The organism is Xanthomonas sp. WHRI 10204 (assembly GCF_040202875.1).
Classification (GTDB): domain Bacteria; phylum Pseudomonadota; class Gammaproteobacteria; order Xanthomonadales; family Xanthomonadaceae; genus Xanthomonas.
This window is the reverse complement of sequence record NZ_JBEGDW010000002.1, coordinates 142,096-154,835: the sequence shown is the minus strand read 5'-3', so window position 1 is coordinate 154,835 and position 12,740 is coordinate 142,096. Positions and strand designations below refer to the sequence as shown.

9 protein-coding genes, 1 other RNA gene and 1 pseudogene are annotated in these 12,740 nt (G+C 64.7%); 6 read left to right on the top strand and 5 right to left on the bottom strand.

The features are described from left to right. Positions 1-14 precede the first annotated feature (14 nt). Positions 15-1,229, bottom strand: coding sequence for a nucleotidyltransferase family protein (locus ABQZ00_RS11390; protein WP_323538290.1), 1,215 nt, complete (start codon positions 1,227-1,229; stop codon positions 15-17). 161 nt (positions 1,230-1,390) lie between these two features. Then, positions 1,391-2,945 (bottom strand): annotated as a pseudogene (locus ABQZ00_RS11385) (B12-binding domain-containing radical SAM protein). 156 nt (positions 2,946-3,101) lie between these two features. On the opposite strand from ABQZ00_RS11385, the gene ABQZ00_RS11380 reads away from it, so the two are divergent. Together ABQZ00_RS11380 and ABQZ00_RS11375 are read left to right on the top strand one after the other, a co-directional pair. Next, positions 3,102-4,172, top strand: coding sequence for a phosphoenolpyruvate carboxykinase (ATP) (locus ABQZ00_RS11380; RefSeq protein WP_323525973.1), 1,071 nt, complete (start codon positions 3,102-3,104; stop codon positions 4,170-4,172). 78 nt (positions 4,173-4,250) lie between these two features. Then, a complete protein-coding gene (locus ABQZ00_RS11375; protein WP_323526078.1) occupies positions 4,251-5,978 on the top strand; it encodes an ATP-binding cassette domain-containing protein in 1,728 nt (575 codons plus the stop codon). Positions 5,979-6,023: 45 nt separating this feature from the next. On the opposite strand, the gene ABQZ00_RS11370 is transcribed toward ABQZ00_RS11375, so the two are convergent. After that, complete coding sequence (locus ABQZ00_RS11370) at positions 6,024-7,427, bottom strand: MFS transporter (RefSeq protein ID WP_323538291.1); 1,404 nt, start codon at positions 7,425-7,427, stop codon at positions 6,024-6,026. 196 nt (positions 7,428-7,623) lie between these two features. Between ABQZ00_RS11370 and ABQZ00_RS11365 the strand changes: the two genes are divergently transcribed. The 3 genes from ABQZ00_RS11365 to ABQZ00_RS11355 all read left to right on the top strand — a co-directional run bounded on the left by ABQZ00_RS11365 (position 7,624) and on the right by ABQZ00_RS11355 (position 9,403). After that, positions 7,624-7,699: non-coding RNA, sX9 sRNA (locus ABQZ00_RS11365), on the top strand. A gap of 141 nt (positions 7,700-7,840) precedes the next feature. Beyond that, positions 7,841-8,842, top strand: a complete 1,002-nt coding sequence (locus ABQZ00_RS11360) for an LLM class flavin-dependent oxidoreductase (protein ID WP_323538292.1) — start codon at positions 7,841-7,843, stop codon at positions 8,840-8,842. Between the two features lie 60 nt (positions 8,843-8,902). After that, positions 8,903-9,403: a pyridoxamine 5'-phosphate oxidase family protein gene (locus tag ABQZ00_RS11355; protein WP_055844359.1), complete on the top strand. Its 501-nt coding sequence runs from the start codon at positions 8,903-8,905 to the stop codon at positions 9,401-9,403. Positions 9,404-9,836: 433 nt separating this feature from the next. On the opposite strand, the gene ABQZ00_RS11350 is transcribed toward ABQZ00_RS11355, so the two are convergent. Together ABQZ00_RS11350 and ABQZ00_RS11345 are read right to left on the bottom strand one after the other, a co-directional pair. Continuing rightward, the gene (locus ABQZ00_RS11350; protein WP_055844356.1) at positions 9,837-10,508 is read right to left on the bottom strand and encodes an exopolysaccharide biosynthesis protein; all 672 of its coding nucleotides are present in this window, start codon (positions 10,506-10,508) and stop codon (positions 9,837-9,839) included. Continuing rightward, positions 10,492-11,832: a hemolysin family protein gene (locus tag ABQZ00_RS11345; protein ID WP_323538293.1), complete on the bottom strand. Its 1,341-nt coding sequence runs from the start codon at positions 11,830-11,832 to the stop codon at positions 10,492-10,494. The genes ABQZ00_RS11350 and ABQZ00_RS11345 overlap by 17 nt, the downstream gene beginning before the upstream one ends. A gap of 274 nt (positions 11,833-12,106) precedes the next feature. Between ABQZ00_RS11345 and ABQZ00_RS11340 the strand changes: the two genes are divergently transcribed. Then, a complete protein-coding gene (locus tag ABQZ00_RS11340) occupies positions 12,107-12,733 on the top strand; it encodes a DUF47 domain-containing protein (RefSeq protein WP_055844350.1) in 627 nt (208 codons plus the stop codon). The last annotated feature ends 7 nt before the right edge of the window (positions 12,734-12,740 follow it).

The following is a 12,740-nucleotide window of genomic DNA, read 5'->3' as shown; positions in this document are numbered from 1 at the left end:
ACATCAACGCAGCCTTACGCAGGCTGCAGATATCCATCGAGTGCGGCACGCACCACATACAGCATGTCGGTGCGCGGGACAGGCCGGGTCAGCCTAGTCATCAGGCGACGTGCCTGGGTCTGGCGCACCCACGGCTGGCCTTGCAGCCACAACTGCGTCTGCAACATGTCGGCCCGCTCCTTGCGGCTCTCCGCCGACGGCACTACGCGTTGTCGCAGATACTGGCGCGCCTCACGCAGCGAACCCGACCACTCGATGCCGGGTAGTGCAGACAACCACAGGTTCGAGCACGAGGCGGTGGTGAGCGTTTGCCGCGCGGCGCGCATGCGCAGCAGCCGCGGACACTGCGCATGCAGGCGCGCCATCACCGTCGCTGGCACCACTGCGCGGTAGTAGCGCTGCAACAACAACAACGGAGGCAGTGCCCACCATGGCGAGATCGCCGGGTCTTCCCACAGCTCCTGCCAATCGCGTGGCCCCATGCGTGTGGCCAACAATGCCAGATCGTGCAGATGCATCAGCCGGATGCTGCGATGGCAGATGCCGCCAGCGGCATGCAGCAGCAGGTGACGCATCAATGCGCCGATGGAGGGATACGGGTTCAGTCCCGGCTGCGCGCGCTCCGGCCAGACCAGCGCGGTGATGTCCACGCTACGCACCGGCAGGCGTTCCTGGATGCGCGTATGCAGCTCGATGTTGATTGGTGCGTCGCGGTGCTCGCCCAGGCCCGCAACGGCATCGCCCTGCAGCGGTTTGAACACCTGGTGCTTCCATTGTTCGAACGACGCCACATAGCCAAGTTCGCACAACAACGCTGCCGCCGCAGGCGCGTCGTCCGGCTGCACCAGCAAGTCGATGTCGGCCATCGGACGATCGCCGGGCAGATACACGCCGAGCCGATGCAAGGCGCTGCCTTTCAGTCCCACCAGCGCAATGCCGGCACTGCGTGCAGCCGCGTCGATCTGCGTCAGCAGCAGCGCAATACGCCGGTGCCGGTCTTCGACATGGCTGCGCTGCTCGCTCAGGAAGGCCGTCCATTCGGCGTTCTGCCACAACGAGCGCCGCTGCAGCAACGGCGACACGCCATGCGCCGCCGCAGCCGCCGCGGCCAGCTGCCACTGCAGCCGGTCCCACTGCGGCGCGTTGTCGCCAGGCTGCGCCAGCTCGTGCGCCAGCTGCTCGGTGGCAGTGTGCAGGCCATGTCTGATGGTGCGAAGCGAAGGCTGCATGCAGGTGATCCGGAGAGTCGAACAGGTTGGCGAACGGGATAGCGATGCTGATTGTGAGTGGTGTTGCTGGCACGGCTTGACGCCCTTGCAGCAGTGCTGCAAGGGGATTTCCGCGCATACCACATGATGGTGATCTGGCGGCCGCTTGTTGCCGTGTTTGATCAGCCCACCAGCAGCGTTTCCAGCTGGCGTGTCTGCCGCGTCGCCAGGGTGGCAAGCGGCTCGGTACGGTGGAGATGTTCCGATGCGATCAGTGCGGCCCAACGCGCTTCCAGTTGCTCTGACGCTTGCGAAAGGGCGTCGGCCGTCATCGTTGCGCGCGCCTGTTGCAGGTCGACCTGGGTATGCAGCAGATTGCGCACGCTGCGGTAGAACTCCGAGTCGTAGGCACCATGGAACATCATGGCCAGGTCGTCGCTGTCCTGCCAATGCGTCTTGCCACCCAATTGGTTCTTCACTTCTTCATAGAACTTGGTGCCGGGCAGGGGATACGACACGCTGACGCCGATGATGTCCGGGTTGGCCTGCGTCACCAGTGCGCGCGTGGCCAGAATGTCCTCGAGCTCTTCGCCCAGATACCCCAACTGGATGAAGAAGCCCACGCGGATGCCATGTGCGCCCAGCCGTTCGCGTGCTGCGATTACCTCTGCCACCTGCGTGCCTTTGGTCATCTTGTCGAGGATGCGTTGGCTGCCGCTTTCCGCGCCGATCCAGGCCTCCGCGCAACCGGCACGCGATAGGGCGGCAGCCATGCGTTCGCTGGCCAGATCGGCACGGGTCTGGATGGTGAAGGGAATCGCGCCGTCGTCCTCGCTCAAACGCTGCGCAAACGTCTCGACCCAATCGATATGGAAGCCGAAGATATCGTCGGCCATCCACAGATGGTCGGGCTGGAAGTTACGTTTGAGATGGATCATCTCTGCGGCCACGTCTTCGGCGCCGCGGCGTTTGTAATGGTTGCCCCAGATCGGCTTGGCGCACCAGTTGCAACGGAACGGGCAGCCGCGCGAGGCCGCCATGTTCAAGCTGAAATAACCATGCCGTTGCTGCCAGAACTGCCGATAGCGCGGCATGTCGACCAGGTCCCAGGCAGGCAGCCCGCTCAGACGCGCATCCGGTGGCTGCGCACCGGGATGTGTGCGGACTGCTGCAGGGTCGCTGGTAGCAATGCGTGCAACGCCGGCCAGCCAGGCCTGGTCATCGATCTGCGGATTGGCCTCGACGCGTTCGATCAGTTCGATCAACGGCGCGATGCCTTCACCGATCAAGGTCGCGTGTGCGCCGGCGGCCAGAAACACGTCTGGGTTGTCGGAGGCATCCGAGCCCGCTACCAGCACCCGGCACCCGGCGGCGCGCGCCTGCCGGATCATGTGGCAGGCGGCCTCGCGCATCCGGCTCAGGCACATCTTGGTGAGAAAGTTGAAGTTGTCTTCGTAGAACACCACCAGGTCCGGCTGCGCCTCGTGCAGCGCGCCGGCATAGTCCTCCACGTCGTCGGCCAGCATGGCGTCGAACAGGCTCAGCGCATGCCCGCGCTCGCGCAGCAATGCGGCAATCTGCAGGGTGGCCAACGGCGGATACGGCTTGCCGCGCTCCCATTGTTTTGGGTCGTAACGCAAGAAATACGAATGACTGACCTGGATCTTTAGCATCTGCACAAGGCTCTCGTTCTGTCGCCAGATGACGCGCAGCGGTGGCGTGCGCAGACACCGGCATTCGGCTCGGCAGTAGGTGCGCACGCAGGCGCCTTTGGTTGCGCTGTTGCGATGCGTCGCAGCGTCGATGCAATGCAGCGGTACATCGCATTCGACGATGCAACCTTTCTTTGGCGAATCAGCACACACCGGCTGATCGATGCAATGGATGACAGGCATGCCGCAGTCGGCTGCGTTGGCGCAACACACGCCGGTGAGCGAACGCGCATGCGTGGTTCCGCCGAACACTTTTGCACCGGACACTCTCGCGGCAGATCCGTTCAGTGAGCAGCGTGCACGTCGTTTCAGCGTACAGCGGCAGATTCTCGGCGCGCTCTTCCACTTTCACAGCGATAGCGAAGCCTTGCTGGCGTTGGTGGATGCCGCCTACGCGGGCCTGCCGGCGCACTGCCTGCCTGCCGCGCCGCAGTTTCATCTCACCCTGGATCTGGTGCCACGCGCGCCGGGCGCCATTGTCGATACGCCGCCGCCGGTGCGCACGCATGCGGTTGGCGGGTTGGTCTGCGGCGTCATGGATGCCTGCAATTACCTGATGCTCTCGGTAACGGAGCGTCGCGCGATGCTGGTGGTGTCTGAAGACATGCTGGCGCATGCCTATCACGTGCGCTATGAACTCATCGAATTTGCGGTGTTCCTGCTTGCCGCGCGTGGCATCGGGCTGGTGCCCTTGCATGGTGCCTGCGTGGGCCGGCACGGTCGCTGTGTGCTGTTGCTTGGCGCCAGCGGTGCGGGCAAATCCACGCTGGCGCTGCACAGTCTGCTGCATGGCCTGGAATTCATCGCCGAAGACGGCGTGTTCGTGGCGCCGGAGAGTCTACTGACCACCGGGGTTGCCAACTTTCTGCATCTGCGGCCGGAATCGCTCGGCCTGCTCGACGCGCACACGCGCGCATGGATCGGCGCAGCGCCCACCATTCGTCGCCGCAGCGGTGTGGAAAAGTACGAGGTCGATATTCGCCACGGTCATGCCACCCTTGCGCCAACGCCGTTGCAGCTAAGCGCGGTATTGATGCTGTCCAGCCAGTCTGCCGATGGCTCCGCACCGGGCCTGGTGCCGGTGCCGGTCACGCAGATTGCCGAATCCCTGGCGCGCGATCAGCCGTACGCTGCCGGTCAGCCCGGCTGGCAGCGGTTTGTCGCGCAGGTGCAGCGCGTCGGGATGTTTACCCTGCGTCGCGGCGCGCATCCGCACGCCTCGGTCGAGGCAGTGCTGCGGGTGTTGCGATGACGGCCTTCACGATCAAAAGCGCGTGCAATGCGCTGGATGGCCCGCGCCGAGCGGCACGGCATGCGCGCGGCGGCGCAGATGCATAAGCCTGCGCACGGCGGCCGGAGTCAAGCAGCGCTACGCAGCTTCATCGACACGCTGGTGCCCGCCGACCTGCCGGCTGTCGGGTTGTACGTCGCGCTGTCGCTGGCGGCCGCGTGCGTCGGCAGCATCGTTGCAGTGTGTCTGGTGCCGCTGGTGCAACCCGGCCACAGCGTGCAGTTGGCTGGCTACCAACTCGCATTGCCGGGTGGCCTGCCGACGCAGGCGAGCCTGTTCGTGGTGGTGAGCTTGTTGTTCGCCACGCTGCGTTGGTGCGGGGCGCGCCTGGCCGCACGCCTGACCAGCCGCTATGCAGTGGGCCTGCGTCGGCGCGTGCATGCCGCCTTGATCGATGCGCCGTTGCCGGCACTGGCTGGCGCCAGCTCGGCCGAGATCGCCAACGTGCTCACCTACAACATCGAGATCGCAACGCAAGGCTTCAGCGCCGTGCTGCAGTTGCTGGTGGCAGGCATCACTGCAGTGGTCAGCGTGTGCATCGCGGTGTTGATCGCACCTGCGTTGCTGTTTGCCACGCCGTTATTGTTGGTGCTGGCCTGGCTGGGTGTGCGGCTGTCCAGCAGCGATGCGCAGGCACGCATCAGTCGCGACTATGTGGCCGACATGACGCAGCTGTTCTGGTTGAGCGAAGATTTTCCGCGTCGCCTGCGCCATGTGCGCTCGTTCCAGCGCGAAGAGGTCGAAGCACAGCACTACGAACGCATTTCAACGCGGTTGGGGCAGGGCTACGCGCAGCAACAGGAACTGGTGGCCAGCAGTCGGTTGTTCCTGGAACTCACCGCCGTAGCCGCAATTGCCGGCATCCTGGTGCTGGCCAATCTATGGCAAGGCGCCGACCGCGCCGCGCTGATCACCGTCAGTCTGCTGCTTGGTCGCTTGCTGCCGTATCTGGTGACGACGCGGCAGAGCATGCAGCAATTACGTTCTGCGTGGCCGGCGCTGCAGTTGTGGCGGCGCCATGTGGATCTGGGTGCACCGCGCATGCAGGCATCGGCCGACGCAGCGCAGCCGCTGCCGGCCGCGTTACATGTCGAGCGCATCGAATTGGCGGCGCCGCTGCCTGCGCTGGATATCGGCCCGCTGTTGCTGGTGCCCGGCGAGATGACCTTGATCGTCGGGCCTTCCGGCGTCGGCAAGAGCAGCTTGATGGACGTGCTCTCCGGGCAGGCGCCGCCCGTAGCGTTCGATGCGCATATGGGCGGGCGTCGGCTGGATTTCACTGCTTACCGGCAACTGATCCGGCACAGCGCCTACATCGGTCAGGGCGTGCGGCCCTGGCAGCGCAGCGTGCGCGATTGCCTGGAGTGGGCGTTGCCGGGCACCACCGAGACCCGCATGTGGCAGGTCCTGGCCGAGGTCGGTTTGCACGCGCGGTTGCAGCGCGACGGCCACGGCTTGCTCACCGCGATCAATGGCCCGGAAAGCCGCCTGTCCGGTGGCGAGTTGCAACGTCTGCTGTTGGCGCAGGTGTTGCTGCGCGCGCCGACCCTGGCGGTACTGGACGAGGCGACCAGTGCACTCGACGCGCAGGCCGAACATCAGCTGCTGTGCACGTTGCGACAGCGCCTGCCGCACACCGTGCTGGTGGTGGTTTCGCATCGCACCAGCCTGGCTTCGGTGGCCGACCGCACCGTTGCACTTGGACAGACACCGGTTTTGCAGCCGAAGGGCAAGAGCGCGGCGTTGGTAAAACGCCACGGCGCATGACGTGAGCCGCGTGCATCGCCGAGCTGTCACACCACTGCGCAGGCGCTAGCCCGCAATCTCTTCCAGCGCACGATTACGCGTGCGCGGCCCGAACACGGCGATCACGCTTGCAACGATCGACATGCTGATCACGATAAAGGTCAGCACGCCATGGCTGCCGACCTGGGCAAGCAGCCAGCCGATCAACACGCTGCTCACCGCCGTCGACAGACGGCTGAACGAGTAGCAAAACCCGACCGCACGCGCACGCAATCCGGTGGGGAATAGTTCGGCCTGATAACCGTGGTAGGCAAAACTCATCCAGGCATTGCAGAACGCGATCATCGCCCCGCACAGCACCATGCCGATGGCGTCATGCTGCAGCAAAAACAGCACGCCAAACAGCACCGCGCCCAGCGCCGAGGCGGTGATCTGCCACTTGTTTTCCCAGCGCTGCGCAAAGCGCAGCAACAGCAGCGGCGCAAGCGGGTAGGCCAGCGAAATCGCAAACGAATAGCCCAGGCTCTTGGTGACACCGGTGCCTTGCGCTGCAATCAAGGCTGGCAACCAGTTGCCGAAGCCGAAGAAACCGATGGCCTGAAAAATGTGGAACACCACCAACATGCCGATGCGCCCGCGATATGGTGCCCGCCACAAGGCCGACACCCGCGCTTGGCTGGCGGGCGCTGTGGTGGCCAGTTGCGGCTCGGGCAACGGCGCGCCGATATCGCGCACGCAGCGCGCTTCCAGTTGATTCAGCACCGCATCCGCTTCGGCATGGCGGCCCTGCGCGGCCAGCCAGCGCGCCGATTCGGGCAAGCGGCTACGCAACCACCAGATCGCCAACGCAAACACACCGCTCAGCAGCACGACCCAACGCCAGCCGCTCACTCCCAGTGGCGCATGCGGCACCAGCAGCCACGCGGCCAGCGCCACTGCGGGCACCGCCAGAAACTGCACGAAGAAGGCAAACGCGAACGCCGCGCTGCGCATGTGCCGCGGGACCAGCTCGGACAGATAGGTATCGATGGTCACCAGTTCGATGCCCAGCCCAATCCCCACCACAAAGCGCAGCACGATGACCCCGGTGGCTGTGCTCTGCAGGCCCATCGCAACGGTGGCAGCGGTGTACCAGACCAGCGCGAAGGTGAACACCAGGCGGCGGCCGAAGCGGTCAGCGAACGGACTCAAGAGTGCGGCGCCGACGAACAGCCCAAGAAACGTCGCTGCGGCGAATGCGGCCTGATCCGACATCCCGAAGACGCCATCGGCACCCTTGGCAAAAATGCCGTCGGCAATCAGTCCCGGGCTGATGTAGGCGGTCTGGAACAGGTCGTACAGCTCGAAGAACCCGCCCAACGCCAGCAGGCCGACCAGCCTCCACAGCGTGGCGCTGGCCGGCAGTCGGTCGATGCGCGCAGAAATCTGAGCGGCACCGGAGTCATGGGCAGACGGGGCGGTCATGGTCATCGTGGTGTCGCATTGCAAGTCAATCCGCATCATAGCCAGCGGCCTGATCCGGCAGCGCCGGCCCTTCGTCGCGCGGTCGATGGGTTCGCGCCTAGGTCACCGCATCTGATGCAGCGGCGCGGCCCTCTGTCCATAGAGCAGTCGATACAACGACTGTGCAGCCGCCAGGCGGGCGCGGCCTGTGTCCGGCGGGGGCATGTGCCGCTCGTGCACTCCCGTTCTTGCGCGCCGGCCACACCTGCCTCACGACTGCCTGCGATGGGGTGTCAGCCACTGTTGATGACGCAGGCCGCGCCCCGCACCCGGTGTTCGGCTGCTGGAATGCTGTAATCCCCTCAGCGCCGGACAACCGACTGGCAATGCTGCCTGGGCAGCCCCATCTCTTGGACATCACTTAGTTCCGGAGCCGTCCGATGACGCCCATTTCCGTGCTCGACCTGGCGCCCGTCTGCGAAGGCAGCGACACCACCCACGCCTTCGCCAACATGCTCGATCTGGCGCAACATGCCGAGCGCTGGGGCTATCACCGGTACTGGCTGGCCGAGCACCACAACATGCCGGGCATTGCCAGCGCCGCCACCGCAGTGTTGATCGGCCACGTCGCCGGCGGCACCAAGACCATCCGCGTCGGTTCCGGCGGCATCATGCTGCCCAACCATGCCCCCCTGCAGGTGGCCGAACAGTTCGGCACGCTGGCGTCGCTGTACCCGCAGCGCATCGATCTGGGCCTGGGCCGCGCCCCCGGGACCGATCAACCTACCGCACGCGCCTTGCGCCGCTATTTCGACGGTGCCGACCAGTTCCCGCAGGACGTGGCGGAGTTGCTGCGTTACTTCGCCCCCGCGGTGCCGGGGCAGTTGGTGCAGGCCGTCCCCGGCGCCGGGATCGATGTGCCGGTGTGGCTGCTGGGGTCCAGCCTGTTCAGTGCGCGGCTGGCTGCCGCGATGGGGTTGTCGTTCGCGTTCGCCTCGCACTTCGCGCCCGATGCAATGGACGAGGCGGTGGCGATCTACCGCCGCGAATTCCGCCCGTCCGTGCAGTTGGCCAAGCCGCACGTCATGCTCGCCCTGAACGTGGTGGCTGCCGAGACCGAAGCGCAGGCGCGTCGGTTGTTCACTACCCAGCAGCAGAGTTTCGTCAATCTGCGTCGCGGCAAGCTCAGCAAGATCCCGCCGCCCATCGACGATATCGACAGCTTCTGGCAGCCGCACGAGCGTGTCGGTGTGGAGCGTGCCCTGGCATGCACCGTGCTCGGCGATGCCGACCAGGTTGCGCAGGGCGTGGCCGCCTTTATCGATCGCCACGGCCCGGACGAGTTGTTGTTCACCGCCAACATCTACGATCACGCCGCGCGCCTGCGTTCGTTCGAGATCGCGGCAGAAGCGGTCCGCGAGTTGGACGTGACCACTGCGTGATTCACGTCGCTTTGCGCGTCGATCCGCTCAGATGCATGCATCTCCATTGGGAAGGCAACCATGCAACTTCAGGAACGTAGCGAGAGCATCAAGCAGTTGGCGGAATTGATTCGCGGCGTGGACATTGCGATGTTCACCACCGTCTCGGCGGACGGCAAGCTGGTGAGCCGGCCGCTGGGCACGCAGGAAGTCGAATTCGACGGCGACCTGTGGTTCGCCACCGCCGCCGACAGCCCGAAAGTGGCGGAAATCGCCGCCGACCCACGCGTCAACGTGGCCTACGCCTCGGCATCCAAGAACACCTATGTGTCGGTCGCAGGCACTGCGCGCGTGGTGCACGACCGCGCCAAGATCGATGCGTTGTGGTCGCCGGCAATGAAGGTGTTTTTCCCCGGCGGCAAGGACGATCCCAACCTGCGCTTGATCCATGTACGCGCCGAGTCGGCAGAGTATTGGGACGGCCCCAGCGGCCTGCTGGGCAAGGCGCTGTATTTCGTCATGGCTGCCGTCACCGACGATACTGCCAGCCTCTCGGATAACCGCGTGGTCGATCTGAAGTAAGCAAGACCTGAGGTAAGCGCCAAGCCCTGATCTGAGCACCAGGACCTGACGTAACCGACAAGTCCCGATCTAATGACCAAGGTTTGGCTTTAGCACGACGATCGGGCGTTCTAGACGATCGGTCCTTCTAAAGGCGGCGAAAACCAATCGCCGCACGGGCCGTCTGGTTTCCATATGGCGCAAGGCTTCGCTTACAACGCAACGTTATCCGCATGGTGCGTACGCGACCCAAGATCGCTCAACCGCCCGCCAAGCGCTTTAGCCCCTCTCCTGCGGGAGAGGGGTTGGGGTGAGGGTAGGTCCGCCAGCAACCTCGACGTTGAACGAACATCCCAACTAGCCTTCGCCAGCGAAAAAGTGTCGCCCATTCCAGCATCAGAGGTGATCCGTCAGCGCCAAAAAGCCCAATCCGGCGCGCACTCGACGGTAGAACTCAACGCCACGCCACCGGCCACCACCCACGAATCAGATCCAGCAACTGATCCGAGGTGATGCCGAACACCGCGATCGACACCAGCGCCGCGGCCCAGCCGACCAGCATCAGCGCGCCGTCGCGCTCCAGCAAGGCCAGCGCAAACAGCAGCAGGATCAAGCCGAACAGATAGTTGGTAAACGGGATCGGCAGCGTCAGTAAAATGCCGACCAGCACCAGCAGCAACCCGGTGAACACCTGCGCCGGTATCCGATCGAGCACCCCGTGCAAACGCGGCTTGAGCAGGCGGTCCAGCCGCTGCAGCGTCGGCGCCAGCTTCGCCACGAAACGCTGGCTGGTGCGTCGCCGCGGCCCACGGTTGCCGATAAAAGCCGGCACCCACGGCTTGCGCAGGCAGCACATCATCTGCACTCCGATCAGCACCGTCAGCGGCCCGCTGATGCCGCCGGCCACGCCCGGAATCGGGATGAACGACGGTAGGATCGCCAGAAATAAAAACACCCCGAATGCGCTCTGCTGCAGGTCGGCCAGAATCTCGCGCACCCGCAGCACCTGCTCCGGGTCGCCGTCGCTGAAGGCCGCCAACAAACTGCGGATGCCTTCATTGCGGTAGCGCATCTGCTCGCCACCGGAGTCGTCGGATGGCGGCGCGCCGTTATCCGACGATGTCATCGCTGTCCTCGTCGCCGACGCGGCTCAGCAACAGCTTGTCCACGCGCGCACCATCCAGATCCACGATCTCGATGCGCCAGCCGGCCCAATCGAAGAATTCGCCGGCCTGCGGAATGCGCCCGAAGTAGTAAATGCACAGCCCGGCCAGCGTGTGGTAATCGCCCTCGTCGGCTTCCGGCAGTTCGGCGCCCAGCACTTCGCGCAATTCTTCAACAGGCAGCGAGCCGTCGATCAGCAGCGAGCCATCCGCACGGGTTACCACCAGCGCGTCTTCGTCGGTGTTTTCCACCGCCTGCAGGCGGCCCACCACTGCGCCCATCAGGTCGCTGATGGTCACCAGCCCACGGATTTCGCCGTATTCGTCGACCACCAGCGCCATCGACTGCTGTTCTTCGCGAAAGATCTCCAGCAGCTTCATCGCATGCGTGGACTCGGACACGAACAAGGTATCGCGCAGTGCCTGGAACAGGTGCTCGCCATGCCCGCCCAGGCGCGTGACCAGCGATTTGACCTCCAGCACGCCGGCAATGTCCTGGTCGCTGCCGCGGTACACCGGGTAACGCGAGAACTCGTGCTCGCGCATCATCTGCAGGTTGCGTTCCGGTTCGGCATTGGCATCCAGCCAGGCGATGCGGTTGCGCGGCGTCATCAGGCTGTCGGCAGTGCGGTCGCCCAGGCGCATCACCCGGTTCATCATGTCGCGCTCGTGCGCGTCGATCACGCCGGCTTCGTGGCTTTCGGCCACCAGCATGCGGATCTCTTCTTCGGTGATCGATGCCGATTCGTCCTTGCCCATCCCCAGCATGCGCAGCACCAACCGCGTAGAGCGCGCCAGCACCCACACCCCGGGCGCGGCGATCTTGGCCAGCCAGGTCATCGGCACCGCGACAAAGCCGGCGATATCTTCGGAATTGCGCAATGCCAGCCGCTTGGGCACCAACTCGCCGAAGATCAGCGTCAAAAAGGTGATCAGCGCCACTGCCAGCGTGCTGCCGATCACCACCGAATACGGTTTGGGATCGCCGACCAGCGAGAAGGTGGCCGACAGCGCAGGGAAGGCCAGCTGCAGCCGCTCGCCGATGGCCTCGCCGATGGCTTCGCCGCCGAACAGACCGGTCAGGATGCCGATCGAGGTGATACCGATCTGGACCGTGGACAGGAAGTTCTCGGGGCTTTCGGCCAAGGCCAGTGCCCGCGCGGCGCGCTTGCTGGAGCCGGCCATCTGCTTCAGGCGACTCTTGCGCGAGGTCATCAACGACATCTCCGACATGGCGAAGAAGCCGTTCAACAGAATCAGCGCGATGACGATCAGAAACTCAACCACGGGCGTCTTCCCCGGTCAGTGAAGGGGAGGGCGGGCAAGCGCGGGGTTGGCCGGCGCGCGCAGGGGCGGGGCGGCAACGGGGAGATATAGGGTCGTCTTCCATAGGGTGCGCCCGAAAGCGCGGAGGCATGTTAGCAAATTACAGGGTGATTCGAGCCGGGAAATGCCGATGTGAAGGCCGTGCGCGGTGCCGATATACCCAGACAGGTCATGGAACGGTCATAATTCGTCCTTGGCGCCCGTCTCTCCCTCGACGGCAGGAAGTTCTCCACCCATGTTCTCGTTGCAGACCATCTTCGGTTCCGGCAAGCAGTTCTATTCGCTTCTGAACGAAGCGGCGCAGGCCGCCTACGACAGCACCAAGGCGTTGCACGCCATGATGCGCACGTCCGACCGGCAGCCCGCGCTGGACGCCTTCAAGCTGGCCCGCCTGCGCGAACGCGCCGCCTCCGACAAGATCGGCCAGGCGCTGGTGGACAGCTTCATGACCCCGATCGAGCGCGAAGACATCGAAGCGCTGGGCTCGGCGTTGTACAAGATTCCCAAGCAGGTCGAAAAATTCGCCGACCGCTATTCGCTGGCCACCAAGCACCTGGAACACATCGACTTCGCTCCGCGCGCGGCGATGCTGGAGCAGGCCGCCGCGGTGGTGGTGGAGATGGTCACCGACCTGCCGCAGATGAACATCGATCGCATGACTGCGCTCAACGACAAGCTGCGCACGCTGGAAAACGAGGCCGACCGCCTGATGCTCGAGTTGTACCGCGACATCTATTCCGGCCGCCTGGACACGCTGCAGATGTTCCTGCTCAAGGAGTTCTTCGAGATCCTGGAGAAAGCCATCGACCGTTGCCGCGAGGCAGGGGTGGTGGTGTACCAGATCGTATTGAAGAACAGCTGAGGTCGCC